Source organism: Thalassospira australica, assembly GCF_044790785.1.
Classification (GTDB): Bacteria; Pseudomonadota; Alphaproteobacteria; order Rhodospirillales; family Thalassospiraceae; genus Thalassospira; species Thalassospira australica_A.
Genome location: NZ_CP085258.1, coordinates 2,850,384 through 2,874,053 on the forward strand (window position 1 = coordinate 2,850,384; position 23,670 = coordinate 2,874,053).

Here is a 23,670-nt window from a genome sequence, read left to right on the forward strand (position 1 = left end):
ATTGCCGCCATGATCCGCCATGATGGCTTGCGCGTCGGCAACCTGTCCGCACGGGTCGGATCGACATCGGATGAACGAGAACACGGAACGCACATTTTGCTTAGACGCATCATAACTCTCACTGCCATTTTCCTTGTTGCCCTGCCCAGCACGGTTTTTGCGCAGGGTCGTTCTTTTATCCGGGATACCGAGATTGAGGAAACCCTTCATCTCTATGCGACCCCGATATTCAAGGCTGCCGGGCTCGATCCGCGCGGCGTTGCAATCTATATCATTTCGGACCCCAGCCTGAACGCATTCGTTGCAGGTGGCCAAAAGCTTTTTATCAATACCGGCCTTTTGTTGAAAGCCCAGACTCCCGAGCAGGTTATCGGCGTGATGGCCCACGAAACCGGTCATATATCGGGTGGGCATCTTTCACGCATTCATGATCAGCTTCGAAATGCATCGGCGATCTCGATTCTGTCAACCATCGTCGGTGTTGCTGCCGGTGTTGCCGCCGGACGTTCCGATGTCGGTACGGCGGCCGTTCTTGGCGGCCAGAACGTGGCGGAACGCAATTTTCTGGCTTATTCGCGGACACAGGAAAGCAGTGCCGATCAGGCCGGTGTCAATTTTCTGACCGATGCGGGTATTTCGGCCCGCGGTCTGATGGAATTCATGGAAACGCTTGAAGGTCAGGAATTACTGAGTACGGCGCGTCAGGACCCGTATCTGCGCAGCCACCCGTTGACCACCGAACGTGTCGAATTCCTTGAAAACTATGTGGCGAATTCACCGCTGAAAGATACCAAGGTCGACCCGGTTCTGTATGAACGCCATGACCGGATGCGCGCCAAGCTTTATGCTTTTACCAACCATATCCAGCATACTTTGCGGACCTATCCCGAGTCTGACACCAGCATTTCGGGACGTTATGCGCGCGCGATTGCCTATTACCGGGATTCACAAATCGAACCGGCGATGAAGCTTATTGACGAACTGATCGCCGAAGAACCCGAAAACCCGTATTTCGAAGAACTTAAAGGTCAGGTTCTTCTGGAATTCGGCAAGGCCAAAGAAGCCACCGATCCGCTTCGCAAGTCGGTCGAATTGTCCAAAGGGGCCCCTTTGATCCGCCTGCTGCTGGCACATGCCCTGATTGAAAGCGGCGATGAAAGCGTGCTGCCCGAAGCCAAAGAAAACCTTCAGAGTGTTCTGTCGGCAGAACGCGGCAATGCGTCGGCCTGGCGGTTCCGGGCAATCATTGAAAATCGTCTTGGCAATGAAGGCGAAGCGTCGCTTTCGCAGGCGGAATACAGTCTTTTGACCGGGGACCGGGAAGCCGCGAAATACCATGCGGTTCAGGCCGACCGGAAACTTGAAAAAGGCACGGCCACCTGGCAGCGCGCGCAGGACATTATCCGGGCAACCGATCCCGAAGGTCAGAATTGATCGGCATCCTGTCGATGGTATCGCGCCGTATGGGCCTTGCCATCATGACATTATATTGGCTGAGCGGATGCGGATTACCCGGTGCCGGAGTGAGTGTCGAGGGGGATTTAAAGCTTTTTTATGCCCCCTTCCCGCTGAATAATCCGCCGCGGTACTGGCATTATGCGGAACGTCCGGCAAAACTGGACAGCGGCGAACAGTCAAGGGCCAACAGTCTTTACTGGGATGATATCGGCGGGCGCATCGCCCTTGCCATGCGTCCGGCTGTGGCACCGTTTGAACTGGGCCGCCGTACCAATATATCGGTCCTTGCATCCCCCTATTTATCGTTCGACTGGTTGATGAACGCATCGGCACGCCCCGGCGATACCGAACTTGTCCTTGGTTTCCGGGCACAATCGCATGGCGATTGGGGGGAAAGTGATCTTGGTGCAGGCAAACCGCCTGTCGATCATGTGATCCGCCTGCCGATTGGTGGCGAGATGACGGATATCAATGAATGGCAACGCGATTATTTCGATCTTTCGGCACTGCATCGCCGATACTGGCCCGACACAGACACCATCGATGTCCGTCTGGTATGGATCGGGATTTCGTCATCGGCTGATCAGAGGGCGGATGTGGCCGGTGTCACATATCTCTCGCATATTTTACTTTCCCGTTAGGGCGCGCGTCCCGTATCAATGGGGCAAGGAATAAAGTCTCGCATGATGTGCTTGGCATCAGGGACAAAGACAACAAAGGATTTTCGATGACTTCGCACATGATCAAACGTCTTCTTGGCAGCGCCGCCATCATGCTTTCGCTGGGTTTTGCCAATGGCGCACAGGCCGCCGACGAAAAATTCAGCAATGCGCAGAAGGCCGAGATTGAAGGCGTGATCGAACAGTATCTGATGGAAAACCCGGATGTTTTGCTGCGTGCGATCCAGAATATTCAGGTCTGGCAAACCACCGAACAGGCCCGCCAGCAGGCAGAAGCCATCGAGCCGGTATGGGATGCGCTGGTGGCGGACAGCTCGGTGCCGTCGGTTGGTCCGCTGGATGCACCGGTGACCGTGATCGAGTTTTTCGATTATCATTGCGGTTATTGTAAACGCGCCTTTGAGGGTGTGAAGGAACTTACCGAAAATTCCGATGGCAAAGTCCGCACCATGTTTGTGGAATTCCCGATCCTGCGCGAAGAAAGTGCCGATGCGGCACGTGCGGCACTGGCCGCGGCCAAGCAGGACAAATACATGGAAATTCACGCAGCCTTTATGGAAAACCGTGGCGTTCTTGACGAAGCACAGATCAACGAACTGGCCAAAAGCGTTGGCGTCGATGTCGATCAGATGCGCAAGGACATGCAATCGCCGGAAATCAACGGCATGTTGCAGCAATATTCCGCCATGGCACGTTCGATTGGCGTCAATGGCACCCCGGCCTTCCTGATCAACGGTCAAATGGTATCGGGCGCGGATATGGAACGCGTTGACGCACTGGTCAAGGCCGGGCTTGAGGAAGCGTCCTGATTTTATGCCAAGGCGCTACTACGGATGCAGTCAATCCGTTACGCAGCCTGAATAAAGCAAAAGCCCCCGTTTCGGCATCGAAACGGGGGCTTTTTATCGGGCCTTTATGCGATCAGATCAAACCGGCCAGCGGCGATGACGGATCAGCATATTTTTTCTTGGGCATCCGCCCCGCAAGGAAGGATTCACGCCCGGCAATGATCGCGTGTTTCATCGCGCGCGCCATGCGGATCGGATCCTTGGCACCGGCGATTGCGGTATTCATCAAAACACCGTCACAGCCCAGTTCCATGGCAAATGCCGCGTCGGACGCGGTGCCGACACCGGCATCGACGATCACCGGCACATTGGCGTTTTCCTTGATGAGCGCAATATTGACCGGATTCAAAATCCCCATACCCGATCCGATCAGGGATCCCAGCGGCATGATCGCGACACAACCCATTTCTTCAAGCATCTTGGCCTGAATGGGATCGTCGCTGCAATAAACCATCACATCGAAACCGTCCTTGATCAGGGCCTCGGCGGCCTTGAGGGTTTCGGGCATATTGGGATAAAGCGTTTTCTGATCGCCCAGAACTTCAAGTTTCACGAGATTCCAGCCCCCGGCCTCGCGGGCCAGACGCAGGGTCCGCACCGAATCATCGGCCGTAAAGCAGCCCGCCGTATTGGGCAGATAAACGTATTTTTTCGGATCGACATAATCGACCAGCATCGGCTGCGACGGGTCGGTCAAGTTAACACGACGCACGGCAACCGTGACCATTTCCGCACCTGATGCCTCGATTGCGATGCGGGTTTCGTCGAAATCCTTGTATTTACCGGTACCGACGATCAGACGCGATTTGAATTTATGGCCCGCGACGACAAAACCCTCGTCATCGGCGGACGCAAGATCGGCATCCGAGGAACCCCCACCAATAAAATGAACGATTTCAAGCTTGTCGCCATCGGCAAGTGCAGTATCGCCATAAGCCGTTTTCGGCACGATTTCGAGATTGCGTTCCACCGCGACCTTGGTTGCCGTGATCCCGAGTTCGCCGAGAAGATCGGCAACGGTCGTTGCGGTTTCGATGGTGCGGTCTTCACCGTTGATGGTCAGGCGCATCTGTTCGTCTTGTCCTTGTGGTATCAAAATATTCACCTATTGGCGCGCAGTATGCGCAGCTGCCGGGCGAGAGGCAAGCTGTGATCGGCGGATTCTGCCATGCGGGGCACACAAAGCTGCACCGATGGCGATGAGGCCAACATGATCGTGTGGTTACAGTCACATGCCGCGCCCGAATGCAACGTTGCGTCAGACTTTGGTCGTGTTATAAACGCATCACTATATGTTGGGCATGTGGGAACGGATGACAAAACCCGTCTACATTCTGAATGGGCCGAATTTGAACCTGCTGGGACAGCGTCAGCCGGAAATCTATGGTGCGACCACCTTGCAGGATATCGACAGCATGTGTTCGGCACATGGGTCGCAAATTGGCCTGTCCGTCGTCTTTCGCCAAAGCAATCACGAAGGCGAACTGGTTGACTGGATTCAGGAAGCCCGGCAAGAAGCTGCTGGCATTATTATCAATGCTGGGGCATATACGCACACATCGGTTGCGATCCTTGACGCTTTGCTGGCATCCGATTTGCCGGTCGTCGAGGTGCATCTTTCAAATATTCATCAGCGGGACGCATTCAGACATCATTCTTACGTCTCGAAAGCTGCAAAAGGCATGATCTGTGGTTTTGGCGCACAGGGTTACATTCTTGGCCTTGATGCCATCAGATCACTGATCCACACACCATCATAAAAGATATCGAAATGAGCAAGTTCAACATCGACAACGATACCATTCGCCAGCTCGCCGAGCTGCTGGACGAGACCAACCTGACCGAGATCGAAGTTGCCGCAGGCGACAATCGCATTCGCGTCGCCCGTCAGGGCACCATGGTTGCAGCCGCACCGGCAGCTGCACCGGTTGCGGCGGCTCCTGCTGCGGTGGCTGCTCCGGCGGCACCTGCTGATGCGGGTTCCCATCCGGGTGCCGTAAAATCACCGATGGTTGGCGTGGTCTATTTCGCACCGGAACCCGGTGCCGCACCGTTCATTTCGGTCGGTTCCAGCGTTTCCGAGGGCCAGACCCTGATGCTGATCGAAGCGATGAAAACCTTTAACCCGATCCGTGCACCGAAGTCCGGCAAGGTTACCCAGATCATCGCAACCGACGGCCATCCGGTCGAGTATGACGAGCCGCTGGTCATTATTGAATAAGCCGGGGTAACACCGCATGTTCGACAAACTCCTGATAGCCAACCGTGGCGAAATCGCGCTGCGTATTCAGCGCGCCTGTCGCGAAATGGGCATCAAAACTGTCGCGGTGCATTCCACCGCCGATGCCGATGCCATGCATGTCCGTCTGGCAGACGAAGCCGTCTGCATCGGCCCGGCAGCATCGAAAGACAGCTATCTGAATATTCCGGCGATCCTGTCGGCAGCCGAAATCACCGGGGCGGAAGCCATCCATCCGGGCTACGGCTTCCTGTCGGAAAATGCCGACTTTGCCGCCATGGTCGAAGAACACGGCTTTGCCTTTGTCGGCCCGTCGGCGGAACATATCCGCATGATGGGTGACAAGATCACCGCCAAACTGACCGCGGCAAAACTGGGCATTCCGGTTGTTCCGGGGTCGGACGGGGAAATCACTACCGTTGCCGAGGCGCAGAAATGCGCCAAGGAAATTGGTTATCCGGTCCTGATCAAGGCATCGGGTGGCGGCGGCGGTCGCGGCATGAAAGTGGTCGAGCGCGACGAAGATCTTGCCGAAGCCTTTTCCATGACCCGTAAGGAAGCATTGCAGAACTTTGGCAATGCTGCGGTTTATATGGAAAAGTACCTTGGCAAGCCGCGCCATATCGAACTTCAGGTTATCGGCGATTCCCACGGAAATGCCGTCCATCTGTTCGAACGCGACTGTTCGTTGCAGCGTCGCCACCAGAAAGTGCTTGAAGAAGCACCTTCTCCGACCCTGACACCGGAAGAACGCGAACGCATCGGTTCGACCGTTGCCAACGCGATGCGTGGCATGGGCTATCGCAATGCCGGGACGATCGAATTCCTGTATGAAAATGGCGAGTTCTATTTCATCGAAATGAACACCCGCCTGCAGGTCGAACATCCGGTTACCGAAGCCATTTCGGGCGTTGACCTTGTGCGTGAACAGATCCGCGTTGCCGCGGGTCTTGAGCTGTCCTTTACACAGGCAGATCTGGAAATTCACGGCCATGCGATTGAATGCCGCATCAATGCCGAAGATCCGGAAACCTTTGTGCCGTCACCGGGCAAGATCAAGGAATATCATGCACCGGGCGGTTTGGGCGTCCGCGTCGATAGCGGCATCTATACCGGTTATTCGATCCCACCCTATTACGACAGCATGATCGCGAAACTGATCGTGCATGGGCGTGACCGCGAGGAATGCATGATGCGCCTGCGCCGTGCGTTGGCCGAATATGCGATTGGCGGGATCAAAACCACCATTCCGCTGCATCAGAAGCTTCTGGCGCAGCCTGATATCCAGAAAGGTGATTACGATATTCACTGGCTGGAAAAATTCATGGGCATGAAGAAATAATTCCTGCCTTGGGAATTTTCGCAAACGGGGATCCATTCGGGTCCCCGTTTCCATTTTTTAACAACTGTTGGCCGATAATAATCTTGTTGCACCACAAAACGTGCACATATGTCCAATTACGGCCCCTTGCACGGCACAGGGCTGCACGGCAAACAGGATCAAAGACATTATTACCGCAATTATGTCGAGCCAACTGACACCAGACCTGCTGATCCGGGCTTATTCCGTCGGTCTGTTTCCAATGGCCGAAAGCCATGACGATCCGACATTGTACTGGATTGATCCGGAATGGCGTGGCGTTTTACCGCTGGACGGCTTTCATGTACCGCGCAGCTTGCGCAAGGTCGTGCGCAAGGGCACCTTCACGGTGCATGTGAACAAGGCGTTTCCCGATGTCATTCGCGCCTGTGCCGAACAGACCGAGGTTCGTGACGATACCTGGATCAATGAAAACATCCTTGATGCCTATTGCGCGCTCCACAAAATGGGCTGTGCGCATTCGATAGAGACCTGGCTGGATGGCAAGCTGGTCGGCGGACTTTATGGCGTCAGCCTAGGGCAGGCGTTTTTTGGCGAAAGCATGTTTTCGCGCGCGACCAATGCATCAAAGGTGGCACTGGTGCATCTTGTCGCCCTTTTGCGGCAGGGCGGTTACACCCTGCTTGATACCCAATTCGTCAATGATCACCTGAAACAGTTCGGGGTGGTCGAAATCCCGCGGGAACGCTATCGTTCCGATCTTGCCCGTGCGCTTGCCGGGCGGGCAAGCCTTCCGTTTGAAGCCGATCCCGAATTTATCGAACAGGTATTGCAGCAAGGTGATCGTTGACGCCATCGCCCCTGCGCGACCCCACATCCCTTCCAGAAAAGACTGAACATCCCGATGCAGATACGGCCTGCCACACAGAATGACATCCCGAAAATCCTTGAGATCGTTGCCCCGGTCCTGCGTGCTGGTGAAACCTATGTCATGCCAACCGACATGACCGATGACGAAGTGCGTGCCTATTGGATGGGGTCGGACAAGGAAACCCTTGTTGCCGAGGAAGACGGGCAGATTGTCGGCACCTATTACCTGAAGGCCAATCAACCCGGCAATGGGACGCATGTGGCCAATTGCGGCTATATGACTGCCCCGGATGCAGGCGGACGCGGGATTGCGCGGCGAATGTGCGAAGATTCGCTGATCCGGGCCAAGAATCGCGGCTTTAGGGCCATGCAGTTCAATTTCGTCGTCGCCAGCAACAAGGCCGCCGTGCATCTTTGGCCGCAGCTTGGCTTTGAAATTGTCGGACGGTTGCCCGGTGCCTATTTGCACCCGGTACATGGCGAAACCGACGCGCTGATCATGTATCGCAAACTTTAATCCTACTGCTGCGCCCCTAAACGAAAACTGACGCCACATGGGCGTCAGTTCACTGTTTGATCGGCGAGTTCGAATTGCCTGACTATTGCTGCAGGCCGGGGAATGCCCAGATGCCTGATACGCGCAGCATATCGCGATAGACGACAAGCTTTTCGCTGTCGCTAACTTTCGATGCTTCTTCGATGCTGTCAAAATCCAGTGCGATCAGGGGATGAACCGGTGCATCCAGACCATATTGATCCAGCGCATCCTGAAGCACGGTTTTGGCGCGACGCATATGGCTGGCACTGGTGACCAGAATGACATCATCGGTGGTGTGCCGGTTCAGAAGGTTTGCGATATTCAGCATGTTGCCAACGGTGTCTTTTGACTTGTCCTCGACCATAATCCGATCGCGATCAATGCCCTGCTCGACCAGCCAGCGCATCATCATGTCGCCTTCGGTCACACCCGATTGCGGCTGCCCCCCGGTTACCATGACACGCGCGGTCGGATTTTCTTTTGCCGCCTTCAGGCCGATTTCAAGGCGCTGCATCAGCGGTTCGCGCATGGTGCCATCTTCGGCAAGCGCATAACCCAGAATGACGATGGTGGATTTTTCGCCCAGTACCGGGACGTCCTGATTGGGGGTCTCGGCCATGTTGGCATCCGCGCGCAGAAAGCGTTTGCGATAGGCATCCGCACTGTCGCGGTCAATGCCGGCCATCGCATCCATATAATTGCGATACTGATCGTCATCACCTCGAATATGGGCCAGTGCCGCCAGCCAGGTATAGGCGTCAAAGGCATGCGGATCGACGCGCGTGATACCGATATAGGTTTCGGCCGCCTCGTCGAGTTTCTTTTGCAGAATACGGGCCGATGCGATCCCGTATCGCAGATCAATCCGTTCCGGTGCCAGTTTCGACGCCTCGGCAAAGGCCTGTTCAACGACATCGTATCGACCATGCAGGGTGATGCCCTTGAACACCTCGGCCTCGGCCTTTTTGATGTCACCACCCGACCAGTAATAATGCATTCCCGTGTCGACCAGTTCGCGAATACGCGCCCCGTCCGTGGCATCGGCCGCCATTGCCGGGCTAAAACCAGCCCCCGCCAGCATTAGCGATATACCAAACCCGACTGCCATTCTCTTTATTGTCATTTTTCTTCTCCTACTGTGAAGCCAACCAAACGCAGCAGGACAATCCAATCATGAATAATACCTTTTGAGTACCACAATGTTCAGGATAGCCGGGAATGATCATAATTCCGTAAAATTGGTATTTATTGGTATTACATTTTCAATACCAGCACCCCGTCACGGCCAATAAAAAAGCGGCGATGCAAATAGCACCGCCGCCTTTGTGACTCGATTTCAGGTCCGATCAGAACAGGAAGCGAACCCGAAGCGTACCGTCAATGGCTTCCAGTTCCTTGCGGATGCCAAGACCCGGCTGGATTTCCTCGTCCACCTCGACGACGACGTAACCCACACCGCCTTCGGAACGCAGATACTGGCCGCTGATATTCATGCCGCGGGTGGCGAACACGTCGTTGATTTTCGACAGAACGCCCGGAACGTTGCGGTGAATATGCATGAAGCGGGTATGCTTGCGATCCTTCACCGGCAGGGAAACTTCCGGGAAGTTGACCGCGCCCAGCGTCGATCCGTTATCGGAATAAGTGATCAGCTTGTCAGCGACTTCGACACCGATATTTTCCTGTGCTTCCTGGGTGGAACCGCCGATATGCGGGGTCAGGATAACGTTCGGCATACCGCGAAGCGGGCTTTCGAAGACTTCATCCTTGCCAGCAGGTTCGACCGGGAAAACGTCCAGTGCCGCACCGGCCAGATGACCGCGCTCAAGCGCAGCCGCCAGATCATCAATAACAATGACATTGCCGCGTGCCGCGTTAATCAGATGCGCGCCCGGCTTCATCTTGGCAATTTCGGCTGCGGTGATCATGTTTCTGGTCTGCTCGTTGGCCGGAACATGCAGCGACACAACATCCGAGCGCGCCAGTAGTTCATCCATCGAGCTGCACGAGGTGGCATTGCCCATCGCAAGCTTGTTGATCACGTCATAATAAATGACATTCATGCCAAGCGATTCTGCCAGAACCGACAACTGCGACCCGATATGGCCGTAACCGATGATGCCCAAAGTCTTGCCGCGTGCCTCGTAGGAGCCCTTGGCATTTTTAAGCCAGCCACCGGCATGGGCGGCCTTGTCACGCTGCGGGATACCGCGCATCAGCATGATGATCTGGCCCAGAACCAGTTCGGCGACCGAACGGGTATTGGAATAGGGTGCGTTAAAGACCGGAATACCGCGCATCGCGGCGGCTTTCAGGTCGACCTGATTGGTGCCGATGCAGAAACAGCCGATAGAGGTCAGCTTGGAGCCGGCATCAATAACGTCTTCGGTCAGTTTGGTGCGGGAACGGATGCCCAGAAAATGCGCTTCGGAGACAACGGATTTCAGTTCATCCGCATCCAGAGCAGCAGGGTAGTGGTCGACATTAGAGTAGCCGGCCTCTTTGAACATCTTTACAGCGTTTTCATGGATTCCTTCGAGCAGGACGATCTTGATCTTGTCCTTCTCCAACGAAAGCTTGCTGTTCACGGCGCACCATCCTTTTCTTTGCGAGGGCGACACGGGCATTTCCCGAGCCGTAGGGCCGTAACGTTACGCGCCCTTGGACCAATGAAATAGGGCCTAAGGCGGCTTGCGTCAAAGGCTTTCCCTTGCGCAAACACGCAATACGCCTATCTTCTGAACGCATATACCGGCTATTGCGTATAGAATGCAGGTCCGGACGGCGACCAAGGATTGAATACAGGGGATCCCATCTTGCCTGCCGAGATAAGAACCGTTACCGATATCCATAAAATTGGCCAAACCGACTGGGACCGATGCGCGGGCCCGGACAATCCGTTTGTCAGTTTTGCGTTCCTTTCGGCAATGGAAGATAGCGGCTCGGCCAGTGCCGATACCGGCTGGCAGCCCTTTCATCTTGTGGTCACCGACGATGACGATACGATTGCCGGTATTGTGCCGCTTTATGTCAAATCCCATTCCTACGGCGAATATGTTTTCGACTGGAGCTGGGCAGAGGCATATGAACGTGCGGGCGGACGATATTATCCGAAATTGCAGGCCGCCGTGCCGTTTTCCCCCGTTCCCGGCCCGCGCCTTTTGATCCGGGCCGACCACCCGGCACAGGATCGCATTCGCAAACTTCTGATTGGCGGGCTTTGCGCCCTGCCCGAACGACTTGGCATCGCCAGCCTGCATGTGACCTTTTGCAGCAGCGATGAAAGCCGGGCAATGGAAGATGCCGGGTTTCTGCCCCGCACCGGCATCCAGTATCACTGGTACAATCGTGATTATGCCAGCTTTGATGATTTTCTGGGCGCGTTGAATTCGCGTAAACGCAAGAATTTGCGCAAGGAACGAAAGCAGGTCCTTGATGCCGGATACCGTTTTCAGGCGCTTTCAGGTGACGACCTTAAAGCCGAACATTGGGACCGGTTTTACCAATTTTACCGCGATACATCCGACCGAAAATGGGGGCAGGCTTACCTGACGCGCGATTTCTTTGATCTTTTGCACCAGCGACTGCGTGATCGCACCGTTCTGGTCGCGGCGTATCTCGACGGGGAAATGGTCGCAGGTGCGTTAAACATGATCGGTTCGGAAACACTTTACGGACGCAACTGGGGCACGATGGATCGCACCCCGCTTCTGCATTTTGAAACCTGCTATTATCAGGGGATCGATATCGCAATCGAACGCGGCCTTAAAACCGTTGAAGCCGGCGCACAGGGTGAACATAAAATCCAGCGCGGCTATGAGCCCGTCCTGACCCATTCGGCACATTTGATCGCTGATACAGGTCTGCGCAACGCAGTTGCACGGTTTCTGGATCAGGAACGGCATCATATCGCACAGGATCGCGATTTCATTCTGGCGGAACACAGCCCCTATCGGCAGGAATAAAAAAGAAGGGGCGCGATTAATGCAACCGCGCCCCTTCCGGCTCTCCGGCAAAATTACGCTGTCAAACGATCACACTGCCCTGACATCCGTCAGGAAGCCGTTTACGTGGCTGCGCAATTCATCATTGGCGGCAGCCAAACGACCAACACAGTCAAGTTGCCCATGCGAAAGATCGCCACTTTCTGTCGTTGCCTCGGCCACGTTTTTCACCGCATTTGAAATCGCGACGTTGCCGTTGGCCGCCCCTTCGACACTGCGCGAGATTTCCTCGGTGGCCGCCCCCTGCTCTTCGACCGCACTGGCAACAACCGACATCAGTTCATCGATTTTGTGGATGGTTTCGGCAAATCCACGAACCGCCTCTGCCGCAGCACCGGTTTCACCCTGCATCTCGGTAATTTTCGCAGTGATCTGTTCGGTTGCCTTGACTGTCTGTGCGGCAAGGTTTTTGACCTCGCCCGCCACAACGGCAAAACCTTTGCCCGCTTCACCGGCACGCGCGGATTCAATCGTGGCGTTCAGGGCCAGAAGATTGGTCTGATCGGCGATATCACTGATCAGACTGACAACTTCACCAACACTTTGTGCAGCGTCATTGAGCATTTCAACCCGCTGGTTGGTACGTTCGGTTTCCTCCACCGCCATCTGGGTAATTTCGGTGACGCGGGCAATCTGCGACGCAATTTCGGCGATAGAAGCTGAAAGCTGTGCCGTTGCCGATGCGACTGTTTCAATGTTGCTTGACGATTCTGCTGCCTGTTCTGCCACACTTTTGGCATCCTGATTGGCACGAACCGAATGGGATGAAAGGGTTTCCGAAGCACTCCGAACCTCGTCCAGCGCAACATTCACCGCCGAGAGAACTTCCTGAATTTTATGATCGAAACCGGCAGTCAGGGTCCCCATACGCTTGCTGCGTTCGATCTGGCGTTCGGCTTCGATACGCTCCTGTTCCGCCATCCGGGCACGTTCACGGGCGTTTTCCCGGAAGACTTCGAGCGATTTGGCCATCGCACCCACTTCGTCGGCGCGTTTCATATCTAGGATTTCGATATCAAGGTTACCCGATGCCAGGCTTCCCATCGCATCCGTCATCTTGCGGATCGGGGTTGCAATCATCCGCGACAGGGTGCCACCAAACAATGCCGCCATGGCAATCAGCAATGCGACGCCAATACCCAATGTGGTTTGAAACAGCATCATCGCCTGATCAACGCGGTTTTCGACTTCAAGGCTCATCTGGTCAATATTGTCTGCTAGTTCCTGTGCAATCATTGACACACTGTCAGACAGTTCGCGCGGCTCGCCCGATGCCTCAATGGCACGGGCGTGGTTGACGGTCAGGTAATGACGCATCAGTTTGGCCTGCTGGCTTGCGATTTCTTCCCAACGGTCAATCGCCCCGTCCATCTGCTCGATCAGACCGGCAATTGTCGGGTTGATCGTTGTGTAGCCTTTCAGGACATCTGTGCGGGCATCAATCTCTGTCAGAGAATTTTCATAACTTTCAAGCCCGGTCCGGTCACCGGTTGTCAGGAAATAAACCAGTTCCTGACGCGCCATCAGATAGGAGCGGTCCAGATTGCGATAGTCGCGTTCGAAATCGGCCAGATAATCACGCTGTTCGTTGGCAGACTTGACCTGGAATGTTGCAAACATCCCTGCCCCTGCCACCATCAGGATAACGGCAATCATCACAGCAAAGCAGGTTGTCAGCTTTGCAGGTATGGAAAGGTTTTTGAAGAAGTTCATTTTCCGTCTCCCCTAAAGCTGCTGACGACGTGCGAGCTCATTAAGATTGACCTCGATCGTGACGGCACCGATGGGCGTACCTTGTTCATCACTCATGGTCATATTAAGCTGCGATCGCCATGTATCGGTTTCTTCGTTATATTCGGCTTCATCTATGAAGACCGCATTGGCTCCGTTGGGGAAGGTATTCTTGAACTTGGCCTCGTCCCCCTGCCAGAAATCGGATGTGATCGAACTTTGCCCGACATTAAGGCCAATAGCGTCCATCACGAATATTTCGGCAAACAAGCCGCCAGAACGCGCCTGTATCTGTGTTAGATAGCTTGAAAGAGGGTTGGTAAGAATGGCCGCGACCAGTGGCTGGTCATCAGCTTCGCGTTCCGAAACCCATTGTTTGTCGGCTGCGTCGATCTGCTCCTGCGTCATGCCTTTGCGCAACCGGTTTTGCGACGAGATCGAAAGCTCGACCACCGGATTTGCAAGCCATTCACGCATCCCGCGAACCGTATCGTCCGTGATCAACTGATCCGGTGCTCCCGGTAGTTCCGACTGGGCATGAAGAGGCGGAATGCCTGATAGAGCCCCAATCATCAAACCAGCCATAAAGACAAGGTGTTTTTTCGTTTCCATAATCCCTCCTCCTGCTTCCTGCGGGTGGAACAATGCTATTCATTGGTATGAATGGCACAGGCCAAAACCTATCCGCAAACAACCATTTTCAGGTGTAGAACAGCATATGCAGGCAAGTGTACAGACCTGATAATCCCCATATGGGGATGCCTGATAAGCCATTGGAGGGGCTGGATGATGATAAAGGGAGTATAAAAGAAAAAAGCGGCGGAAAAACCGCCGCTGAGTTTGGTTGGGACACGAGCAAACTGCAGAAGATTACGTTGTTCCAGGCGCAAGATGCGCCCCTGCAAAGAACAACTGTCCACTCCCACTAATGCATAGGCCGTGCCAGTTTTTATAAATACTCGCAAACCCCGGTTTTGTGCGGGTTAGTGGACTAAAAAACATTGAAAAGACAATAACTTCAAATTTAATTTGCAATTTGCAATAACAATCTTCGCAATTTGCAATGATGATCTTTTGCAATTTGCAAAACGCAACTGCGCAATATTTCTTTGAAGCCTATCCGTTGGATCAGTTTGTGCGACGGTTGGCGACCTTGCGCTTTTTCTTCCCGCCGAAATTCAGCAAAGCCGGAGCATTTTCAATGATTTCCTGAAGAATTTCCTTGGCGATATCAAGGTCATCCTTTGCGGACTCATCAAGATGACTGATATATCGCGGATTGGAAATCATGCGCTCGGCTTCATAAAGTGTACGAAGTTCACTTTGAAACATTTCGCGCGCCCCCAATGGCAGAACCGGCTTGGCGCTCATCACAAAGAAGAATTTCAGACTGGTTTTGATCACAATGCGCAGCATCAGAATCTGCAGCTTATGAAATTGCTCTTCGAGTTCGTCCTTTTTGGGGTGCTTTTCAAGCCTTGCAAGACGGTCTGTAACCACCAGTGAAAGAGCCTTGAAATTGTCGACCTCTTCGCGAAAGGGCCGGTAACCGTTCACTTCGGTTGTATCGACCGTCTTTTCAATCACATCCGCGAGCGCAACAAGTTTACGCGCCTGCAATTCAAGCTTGGACAAAAACGTCTCGACTTCGTCCCGATATTTTCGCTGTGTCGCCTGGTTCATTGTTCTTGTACGCCATCAAAAGCAATTGCCCGAAACAACTGTTCCGGGCAATCACCATAACGCGACAAAACTTAATGACAAGGTAATCGATCACAGGGCAATCAGTTTGCCATCTCCGGATCTTTTTCCTTTTTCGAGCCACCGCCGTTTTCTTCCGGGTAACGGAAAACAACAGCGTCATCCTCGATATCGACCAGAACGGCCCCGCCTTTCTCGAGCTTGCCAAACAGCAGCTCTTCGGCAAGCGGCTTTTTGACGTGCTCCTGAATGACACGCCCCAGCGGACGCGCCCCAAAGGCCGCATCATAGCCCCGCTCGCCAAGCCAGGTCCGCGCAGCTTCGGTCAGTTCGATCGAGACATTGCGATCCGCAAGCTGGACTTCAAGCTGCAGGATGAACTTGTCGACAACCATCTTGACGACATCGGGCTGCAGGTTGGCAAACGGTATAACCGCATCCAGACGGTTCCGGAATTCCGGCGAGAATGTCCGCTTGATCGCTTCTTCGTCCTCGCCGGTACGCATTTCGCGTTTAAACCCGATGGGCGGTCTTGCCATATCAGATGCACCGGCATTGGTTGTCATGACCAGCACGACATTGCGGAAATCAACGGTCTTGCCGTTATTATCCGTCAACTTGCCATGATCCATGACCTGCAGAAGGATGTTGAACAGGTCCGGGTGGGCTTTTTCGATCTCGTCAAGCAGCACGACCGCATGCGGATGCTGATCGACCGAATCGGTCAGAAGACCACCCTGATCAAAACCGACATAACCGGGCGGTGCCCCGATCAGGCGCGAAACGCTGTGGCGTTCCATATATTCCGACATGTCGAAGCGAATAAACTCGATCCCCATGACATGCGCCAGCTGCTTGGTAACCTCGGTCTTGCCGACACCGGTCGGGCCGGAGAACAGATAGCTGCCGATCGGCTTTTCCGGCTCGCGCAGGCCGGCACGCGCCAGCTTGATCGCACTGGCGACCGCTTCGATTGCGGCTTCCTGACCGAACACAACGGTTTTAAGGTCACGTTCCAGATTGGCCAATGCCTTCCGGTCATCGGTCGATACAGATTTTGGTGGTATGCGCGCAATCTTTGCGACGATTTCCTCGACATCACGCTTGGAAATCGTGCGCTTGCGTTTGCTTGGCGCCACCAGCATCCGGGATGCCCCGACTTCGTCAATCACATCAATCGCGCTATCGGGTCGTTTGCGGTCATTGATATAGCGTGACGCCAGCTCGACCGCGGACCGGATGGCCTCGTTGGTGTATTTGACGTGATGATGTTTCTCGTAATAGGGCTTGAGCCCCTTGAGAATCTTGATGGTGTCCTCGGGTGACGGTTCCTCGACATCGATTTTCTGGAAACGACGCACAAGGGCGCGGTCTTTTTCAAAGTGACCGCGGAATTCCTTGTAAGTCGTCGAACCGATACAACGGAGCGAACCGCTGGCAAGTGCCGGTTTCAGCAGGTTCGAGGCATCCATCGCCCCGCCCGATGTCGCACCGGCACCGATCACCGTATGGATTTCATCAATGAACAGAACCGCACCGTCGAACTCTTCAAGCTCCTTGACGACCGCTTTCAGGCGTTCTTCGAAATCACCACGATAGCGGGTACCGGCCAGAAGGGCCCCCATATCAAGGGCAAAGATCGTGGCATCCGCCAGAACTTCGGGGACATCGCCGTCAACAATGCGCCGTGCCAGTCCTTCGGCGATGGCGGTTTTGCCAACACCCGGATCGCCGACATAAAGCGGATTGTTCTTGGTACGACGGCACAGAACCTGAATGGTGCGTTCAATTTCACTTTGGCGACCGATCAGCGGATCAATCTTGCCATTCTGCGCCTTGACATTAAGGTTCACGCAATAGGCCTTGAGCGCCTCGCCCTCGCCAGCGGCGGCACCTTCTTCAGCGTCGGTTGTCGCACCGGGTGCAACTTCTTCTTCTGCACCACGCGGAATGCGGCGTTCGTTCAGTTCCGGTGCCTTGGCAATTCCATGTGAAATGTAATTAACCGCGTCAAGACGTGTCATATCCTGCAATTGCAGGTAATAGACCGCGTGTGATTCACGTTCGGAAAACAGTGCGACCAGAACATTCGCCCCGGTGACTTCTTCGCGCCCGGAAGACTGAACGTGAATGGCGGCGCGCTGTATCACGCGCTGGAACCCGGCCGTCGGTTTGGGATCGACCAGTCGCGCACTGATCAGGCCGGAAAGTTCGCTGTCGGCGAATTCCAGCAGATCCGAACGCAGACGATCAACATCGACCCGGCAGGCCTTAAGCACCGACAGCGCATCCTGATCTTCGGTCAGCGATAACAGAAGATGTTCCAGCGTTGCATATTCATGACGCCGTTCAGACGCATAAGCCAGCGCACGATGTAAGCTTTCTTCAAGGTTACGTGAGAGCATGTTTCACTCCTTCTCTAACGTGCACTGCAGCGGGTGCTGGTTTTGCCGCGCCAGATCCATGACCTGGTTGACCTTGGTTTCCGCAATTTCATAGGTAAAGACACCACAAACCCCGACCCCCTTGCGGTGGACCTGAAGCATAATCGCGGTCGCCTCTTCCCGGCCTTTTTCAAAGAACCGTTCAAGCACATGGACAACGAATTCCATGGGGGTGTAGTCGTCATTCAGCAACAGCACCTTATACATGGACGGCTTCTTCGTCTTTGGCCGTGTCTTCGTTACGATCCCTGTATTCGGGAGACCGCCACCGTCATTGTCCTGTTCACTCATAATCTGCTTACCGGAACCCTTTTGTTCTGCATTGTCTCCATGATAGGTCATTGACCATCTGTTTCAAAGTCCGCAGCGACAAAACACTTATTAACCTTATCCCAAATTCATGTAGGCCGAGAATGACGCGCTGCAAGATCATCGATCAAACTTCGTTGTTTTTGCCGTAAATATCAGTGCAAAAACGAAAAACGGACATGGCCGTCGACCATGTCCGTTTTTATACGTTATTTGCAGCCAAACCGGCCTTGTATCAGGCACACCTATTTAAGCGGAACACCTGCAACCCTGGTCATGGCGGCAAATCCGTCGGTAAAGGCAGCAAACATCATTTTCTGGATTTTTTCGCCTTCCGACATACCGGATTCGACGTAACGCTTGAAGATACGCTCGTTAAGCTCCTGCAGATCAGAAAGGCTTTCGACCTTCGCAAGCGCCTCGAGATCAGCCTGCGAGGCATCCATTTCCCGCTGCGCCCATGAAACCAGCTCGGCCCCGAATGAGCCGCCTTTTTCCATCATGTCAGAAGACACCTGCCAAACACCATCGAAGCTTTTCTGCTGCGTTTCGATCAGCTCTTCGTATCTCGCCATCATATGCGTTCCCGCGTCGGAAAACACATCTGCCTGTTCAGAAAATGTCTCGGCCAGTTGGGCAAAAACGTCGCTGGCGGCAGTAACACTTTCTTCGAACGCACCTTGGGTTGCCGCAACCATGGCATCAACTTCCGGCACCTTCCACAAATCCATGAACGGCTCGAACGACATCATGGTAAACCCGGTCACATCAGGGATATCCACCTTGCCTGCCACGGCAGCCGGTTTTGCGGCTGCCTTGACTTCGACAGTTGCATTTCCGGTATCTTTCGGCGCGATCTTTGCCTCCGCAGCCGGTTTCGCGGCGGTAACAGGTTTCTGTTCCTGGGTCACGATAGAAGCCTTCTTTGCTGGTTGAGCGGGTTTGGCAGTGGCGGCGCTCACGGTATTTTCCGGTACGGATGGTTTCGGAGATGCCTTAGTGCCGGAATTAGCCAGAGATTTTTTTGACTTGGCCGTTGCCTTCGGACGGCTGGCCGGCTTGGGACTGGCCGAGGTTTTTACATCCGAACTTTTCGATGCAGGCTTGGGTTCGGATTTGCTTTCTGCCGCGGCGGGTTTTGCCGGCTCATCGGTCTTGACCGCTGCCATAGCCTTTGGCGGAGCGAAAGAAGACATGTCGTTCGCTTCATCCTGATTTGGCTTCGGCTCGTCAATCAAGACCTTGGATGTTTCGCCAACAGGTGACTGCCGGGCAGGTTCTGCCTCCAACGCGCTTGCGGTTGTTACCACACGTTTTGGCGGCGCAGTCGGGCTTTGGGCGATTTCGACCGCGGCCGCCTTGGCCGGAGCTGCGGACAGCTTCTTCACTCTACCAGAAGGCGATTTATTCGCCACCTTTGCACGAGGGGAGACTTTTGATCGGGTTGCCTTAGCGGAACCGGAAGCGGGATTTTTACGAGGAGTCACCATGTGCCGACCTCCTTGAGCTGGGCTTGGCATTCAGAATTTATGCTGCATCGCAACATAACCCTAGATGGAATACCCCACCAAGGTCAAGGCCGCTTTGGTGACATTTTTATATGGATGATCACGTTTATCAGGACTTACACACCGGCTGACGGACCATCCCCAAAATCGATTTTAAAAAACCGGATTACGTTCAACTGTTTAGACTGGAAGTTGTGTTAATGCTGATATTCAGCCTGATCGAAAAATAAAAACGGCACCCCGATAAGGAATGCCGTTTTTATCGGTAAATCCGCGATGAAGTCATCTATCGCAGTTGATTTCCGCGAACCGTACGATAGAAATTGCGGGACTCGGCCTGTTTGTCATTCCTGCTGTAAAATGGATCGGGCAACTTCGGTGCCCCAGCAGCGGGTGGCTGCGGCAGCGGCTTTTCCAGACCGGAAAGATTTTCAATCACATTCGGGAATGTCAAGGCGCGCAGGTCATCCTTGGCAGATGTCCAAGCTGCAAGCGTGATGTTTTGAGACGAACATCCAATGGCGACCCAATAATAATCGTCGGAGTGCAATCGCAGGCCGTCGCGGCTTTGATACCCGAACCCATCGGCCTGAAGTGCATCGGTCAGCGCAAGATATTGCCCGCGCGAGAGAGTTTGCCGCGATTCTTTGCCCCCGAAGGCACCAAGCGGTGCTGTCACCTCGACATTAACCTGACTGACATCAAGCGGACCGAAGATTCGCGAAACCATTTCAAACCGCTCGCTTCCGGTTTGCGGGATCAGGTCAAAACTCCGCGTTTCTTTATAATAATCAGCATTGTAGACAATTCGAATCCGGCCTTCTGCATCGCCCGCAGAACATGCCGTCCGGATGTCGTCAGCATTGATAAACGAGAACCAGCTCCCCTTTCTGACTAGCGGATTTTCGATATCGCTTGTGCCGGTGAAACTGCAAGCAGAAAGGGCCATCAGTCCGGCAACAGAAAAGACGCTTGCTCTTAAAATTGGTGATTTTGTTCTTATGTTACTGACAACAGACATTATTTTTTTCCGCATTCGATCCTCGATTTTTGGCGCTTTGCCGGATATAAATTGAGACTGACGAAAAAATAAGACCGCAGCAAGGCGGCAATTCAGTTTATCCGGACACGCGTTAAGCTTTTTTTTAATGCCGCGATGAGACACTGACCATATTTCGTCTTGGGGATCACCGAAAGCCGAGCCCGTATAATGCGTTTTAAGACCCGTCTTGGGCCAAAAGCGATGGCCACCGTTAGTACTGATCAAAGTCGACCGATGTGGCAATCGCAAGGTCTCAGGATTTGCTATGCCCTGTCTGTGCTGATGCTGATGATCATTGCTGCTGTTGTGCTTACAACGCCAGCAGCGATGGCGCGCACCTATACCGCAATGGTAATCGATGCCGAAACCGGCGATGTGCTGCATGAATATCGCCCCGACCACAAGGTATACCCCGCGTCGCTGACCAAGATCATGACGCTTTATATGCTGTTTGACGCTTTGGAGTCCGGCAAGGTATCGCTTTCAAGCCGCATGAACGTTTCCAAACGCGCCTGGGGGCAGGCCCCTTCGAAGCTTGGCCTTCAACCCGGTGAAACGATTTCGGTCAAAGATGCCATACTGGCACTTGTCACCAAATCGGCGAACGACATTGCTGTTGTGGTCGCCGAACATCTTGGTGGGACCGAGATAAAGTTTGCCCAGATGATGACGGCGAAGGCGCGTCAGATCGGGATGAAAAACACCACTTTCCGTAATGCGTCGGGCCTTCCGAACCGCGGCCAGTTGACGACAGCCCGTGATATGATCCGGCTTGCCGTGTCACTTCGGAAAGATTACGGCAATTATTACCACTATTTCAGCACCCAGAAATTCAGTTACGGCAAACGCACCTATGGCAACCATAACAATCTTCTGGCGTCCTATTACGGTACAGATGGCATCAAGACCGGCTATATCAATGCGTCGGGCTTTAACCTTGTGGCTTCGGTCAATCGCAATGGCCACCGTCTGATTGGTGTCGTATTTGGAGGTCGTACAGCGCGGTCGCGCGATGACCAGATGAAGAAGCTGCTTGATCAGGCATACCTTGACCTGAAGAAAGGCGGGGAAATCATTGCACCGCGCCCGCGCATCAGTCCGGATGGCAAAATTCTTCCGGCCGATACCCAGCTTCTGATGGCCAAACAGAACAATGCGAATGAGGCAGAGCAGCCCGGTCGCATCGATACCGAAACGGTTGTTGCCCGCCTATCGCCTGAAACCGGCGGCTGGGGTATTCAGGTTGGTGCGTTCAGCGATCAGCGTCGCGCACAGGAGGCCGTCCTTACGGCGGCACGAACGGCACCGGATGTTCTGCGGCTGACCCGTGCGGCTGTTGAACAGCAAACCAACGGATCGGGTATTGTGTACCGTGCCCGCCTGCTTGGATTTGGTGGCGAGCAGGAAGCGCGCAGCGCCTGTGCCGCCCTTCGCAAAGAAAAGGTCGCGTGCATCCCGGTGAATGCTGGTGGCGCCGGATAACACCCTGCACATACACATCAAAAAGCCCGCTGAATTGCTTCAGCGGGCTTTTTTGTTGTTTTTCCGGATAGCCTAATGACCGCCCCCCGGCGCAAAGAAATCATCCGAGGTCAGGCCGCTTTTTTGAAGCTGTACGGTGACCTGCGTTTTCAAACGCCCCAGACCGTTTTCATCGGCAGCCTCGCAACGGGCAACGATTGCAGGCTGGGTATTGGATGCACGCAGCAGCCACCAACCGTCATCGGTACTAACGCGAACGCCATCAATGCCGCTGACTTCGGCACCGGCTTCGGACAAGCGACCACGCACTTCCTCAATCAGGGCAAATTTGCGGTCATCCGGGCAGTCGATGCGGGTTTCCGGGGTATTGACGGCCACCGGCATGGCATCGCGCCATTCATCAAGGCTTTTGCCGCTCTGAACCAGAATGCGATACAGCCGCACGGCGGCATACATCGCATCGTCATAGCCATAGTAGCGTTCTGCAAAGAAGATATGGCCGCTCATCTCACCGGCAATCGGTGCCTTTGATTCAACCATTTTGGTTTTGATCAGCGAATGGCCGGTTTTCCACATGATGGCGTTGCCACCAAGACGGGTGACTTCATCAAACAATGTCTGGCTGGCTTTGACATCCGCAATGATCGATGCGCCCGGCAAACGGCCAAGAACGTCGGCGGCATAAATCTGCAGCAGCTGATCGCCCCACAAAACACGCCCCTGCCCGTCAACAACACCGATACGATCACCGTCGCCGTCAAAGGCAACACCCCAGTCGGCATTCAGCGACGCCACCTTGGCCTTCAGATCGACCAGATTGGCTTCGACCGTCGGGTCCGGATGATGATTGGGGAAAGTACCATCGATCTCGTCAAACAGCAGATGATGCTTGCCCGGAAGCTTTGCGGTCAGTTTGCGAACCACATCCCCCGCAGCGCCATTTCCACAGTCCCAGACAATCGTCATCGGCTTAGCAACATCACAATCAAGTTCGGCCAGCAACCGTTCGACATAGTGGTCTTCGATATCAATATCGGTCACCGACCCGTCACCGGTTTCGAAATCGCCCGATGCGGCAATTCGACCCAGTTCCTGAATGGCTTCGCCAAATACCGATTTACCGGCATTGAGCATCTTGAAACCATTGTAATCGGATGGGTTATGTGACCCGGTTACCATGATGCCCGCATCGGTTTTCTGATCGTAAACCGTGAAATACAGCATCGGAGTCGGTCCGCGCCCGATCCGGACAACATCACAGCCCGTCGAAGCAATCCCTTCGACAAGCGCGCTTGCCAGTTCGGGAGAACTCAGACGTCCGTCCCGGCCAACGGCAACCCGTTTTCCGCCAGACTGGCGCACTTTGGTACCAAAAGCCTTGCCAAGAGCAAGTGCATCGGCCGCATGCAGGGTTTCACCCACGACACCACGCACATCATATTCGCGCAATACGGAAGGATCAAAATTGTGTCCGGCAGAGATGATCATATTCTAA

At 54.2% G+C, this 23,670-nt stretch carries 21 protein-coding genes; 10 read left to right on the plus strand and 11 right to left on the minus strand.

Features of this window, described 5'->3' with window-relative positions:
* The first annotated feature begins 9 nt into the window (after nt 1-9).
* The 3 genes from LG297_RS13380 to LG297_RS13390 all read left to right on the plus strand — a co-directional run bounded on the left by LG297_RS13380 (nt 10) and on the right by LG297_RS13390 (nt 2,947).
* Nucleotides 10-1,434: a M48 family metalloprotease gene (locus LG297_RS13380; protein ID WP_404421021.1), complete on the plus strand. Its 1,425-nt coding sequence runs from the start codon at nt 10-12 to the stop codon at nt 1,432-1,434.
* Nucleotides 1,431-2,099: a hypothetical protein gene (locus tag LG297_RS13385; RefSeq protein ID WP_404421023.1), complete on the plus strand. Its 669-nt coding sequence runs from the start codon at nt 1,431-1,433 to the stop codon at nt 2,097-2,099. The genes LG297_RS13380 and LG297_RS13385 overlap by 4 nt, the downstream gene beginning before the upstream one ends.
* Before the next feature lie 86 nt (nt 2,100-2,185).
* Nucleotides 2,186-2,947, plus strand: a complete 762-nt coding sequence (locus LG297_RS13390; RefSeq protein ID WP_404421025.1) for a DsbA family protein — start codon at nt 2,186-2,188, stop codon at nt 2,945-2,947.
* A gap of 112 nt (nt 2,948-3,059) precedes the next feature.
* Here LG297_RS13390 and thiS read toward each other — a convergent pair whose 3' ends face one another.
* Nucleotides 3,060-4,055 carry a sulfur carrier protein ThiS gene (gene thiS / locus LG297_RS13395; RefSeq protein WP_404421027.1) on the minus strand — a complete coding sequence of 332 codons (996 nt, stop codon included), beginning with the start codon at nt 4,053-4,055 and terminating at the stop codon, nt 3,060-3,062.
* A gap of 244 nt (nt 4,056-4,299) precedes the next feature.
* On the opposite strand from thiS, the gene aroQ reads away from it, so the two are divergent.
* From aroQ to LG297_RS13420, 5 genes are all read left to right on the plus strand, one after another.
* The gene (gene aroQ, locus LG297_RS13400; protein WP_404421029.1) at nt 4,300-4,746 is read left to right on the plus strand and encodes a type II 3-dehydroquinate dehydratase; all 447 of its coding nucleotides are present in this window, start codon (nt 4,300-4,302) and stop codon (nt 4,744-4,746) included.
* 11 nt (nt 4,747-4,757) lie between these two features.
* Nucleotides 4,758-5,207, plus strand: a complete 450-nt coding sequence (gene accB / locus LG297_RS13405; RefSeq protein ID WP_404421031.1) for an acetyl-CoA carboxylase biotin carboxyl carrier protein — start codon at nt 4,758-4,760, stop codon at nt 5,205-5,207.
* 16 nt (nt 5,208-5,223) lie between these two features.
* Nucleotides 5,224-6,567 carry an acetyl-CoA carboxylase biotin carboxylase subunit gene (gene accC / locus LG297_RS13410; RefSeq protein WP_404421033.1) on the plus strand — a complete coding sequence of 448 codons (1,344 nt, stop codon included), beginning with the start codon at nt 5,224-5,226 and terminating at the stop codon, nt 6,565-6,567.
* A 181-nt stretch (nt 6,568-6,748) separates the two neighbouring features.
* Nucleotides 6,749-7,396, plus strand: coding sequence for a leucyl/phenylalanyl-tRNA--protein transferase (gene aat / locus LG297_RS13415; RefSeq protein WP_404421035.1), 648 nt, complete (start codon nt 6,749-6,751; stop codon nt 7,394-7,396).
* Nucleotides 7,397-7,450: 54 nt separating this feature from the next.
* Nucleotides 7,451-7,933 carry a GNAT family N-acetyltransferase gene (locus LG297_RS13420; protein WP_404421037.1) on the plus strand — a complete coding sequence of 161 codons (483 nt, stop codon included), beginning with the start codon at nt 7,451-7,453 and terminating at the stop codon, nt 7,931-7,933.
* Nucleotides 7,934-8,015: 82 nt separating this feature from the next.
* Here LG297_RS13420 and LG297_RS13425 read toward each other — a convergent pair whose 3' ends face one another.
* A complete protein-coding gene (locus LG297_RS13425; RefSeq protein ID WP_404421039.1) occupies nt 8,016-9,077 on the minus strand; it encodes an ElyC/SanA/YdcF family protein in 1,062 nt (353 codons plus the stop codon).
* 223 nt (nt 9,078-9,300) lie between these two features.
* Complete coding sequence (gene serA, locus LG297_RS13430; RefSeq protein WP_404421041.1) at nt 9,301-10,542, minus strand: phosphoglycerate dehydrogenase; 1,242 nt, start codon at nt 10,540-10,542, stop codon at nt 9,301-9,303.
* 228 nt (nt 10,543-10,770) lie between these two features.
* On the opposite strand from serA, the gene LG297_RS13435 reads away from it, so the two are divergent.
* Complete coding sequence (locus tag LG297_RS13435) at nt 10,771-11,919, plus strand: GNAT family N-acetyltransferase (RefSeq protein ID WP_404421043.1); 1,149 nt, start codon at nt 10,771-10,773, stop codon at nt 11,917-11,919.
* A gap of 69 nt (nt 11,920-11,988) precedes the next feature.
* On the opposite strand, the gene LG297_RS13440 is transcribed toward LG297_RS13435, so the two are convergent.
* The 7 genes from LG297_RS13440 to LG297_RS13470 form a co-directional block, all read right to left on the minus strand.
* A complete protein-coding gene (locus tag LG297_RS13440; protein WP_404421045.1) occupies nt 11,989-13,671 on the minus strand; it encodes a methyl-accepting chemotaxis protein in 1,683 nt (560 codons plus the stop codon).
* Nucleotides 13,672-13,683: 12 nt separating this feature from the next.
* Nucleotides 13,684-14,301: a hypothetical protein gene (locus LG297_RS13445; RefSeq protein WP_404421047.1), complete on the minus strand. Its 618-nt coding sequence runs from the start codon at nt 14,299-14,301 to the stop codon at nt 13,684-13,686.
* A gap of 516 nt (nt 14,302-14,817) precedes the next feature.
* The gene (locus tag LG297_RS13450) at nt 14,818-15,372 is read right to left on the minus strand and encodes a hypothetical protein (protein ID WP_404421049.1); all 555 of its coding nucleotides are present in this window, start codon (nt 15,370-15,372) and stop codon (nt 14,818-14,820) included.
* Nucleotides 15,373-15,473: 101 nt separating this feature from the next.
* A complete protein-coding gene (gene clpA / locus LG297_RS13455) occupies nt 15,474-17,795 on the minus strand; it encodes an ATP-dependent Clp protease ATP-binding subunit ClpA (protein ID WP_404421051.1) in 2,322 nt (773 codons plus the stop codon).
* A 3-nt stretch (nt 17,796-17,798) separates the two neighbouring features.
* The gene (gene clpS / locus LG297_RS13460; protein WP_062952188.1) at nt 17,799-18,125 is read right to left on the minus strand and encodes an ATP-dependent Clp protease adapter ClpS; all 327 of its coding nucleotides are present in this window, start codon (nt 18,123-18,125) and stop codon (nt 17,799-17,801) included.
* A 263-nt stretch (nt 18,126-18,388) separates the two neighbouring features.
* Nucleotides 18,389-19,663 (minus strand): phasin family protein, encoded by a 1,275-nt coding sequence (locus tag LG297_RS13465; RefSeq protein WP_404421053.1) that lies wholly within the window; start codon nt 19,661-19,663, stop codon nt 18,389-18,391.
* Between the two features lie 274 nt (nt 19,664-19,937).
* Nucleotides 19,938-20,672 carry a hypothetical protein gene (locus tag LG297_RS13470; protein WP_404421055.1) on the minus strand — a complete coding sequence of 245 codons (735 nt, stop codon included), beginning with the start codon at nt 20,670-20,672 and terminating at the stop codon, nt 19,938-19,940.
* Between the two features lie 189 nt (nt 20,673-20,861).
* Here LG297_RS13470 and LG297_RS13475 point away from each other — a divergent pair, with 189 nt between their 5' ends.
* Nucleotides 20,862-22,175 (plus strand): serine hydrolase, encoded by a 1,314-nt coding sequence (locus LG297_RS13475; RefSeq protein ID WP_404421057.1) that lies wholly within the window; start codon nt 20,862-20,864, stop codon nt 22,173-22,175.
* Nucleotides 22,176-22,247: 72 nt separating this feature from the next.
* Here the strand turns inward: LG297_RS13475 and pgmG are convergent, their stop codons facing one another.
* The gene (gene pgmG, locus LG297_RS13480) at nt 22,248-23,663 is read right to left on the minus strand and encodes a phosphoglucomutase/phosphomannomutase PgmG (protein WP_404421059.1); all 1,416 of its coding nucleotides are present in this window, start codon (nt 23,661-23,663) and stop codon (nt 22,248-22,250) included.
* Between the last annotated feature and the right edge of the window lie 7 nt (nt 23,664-23,670).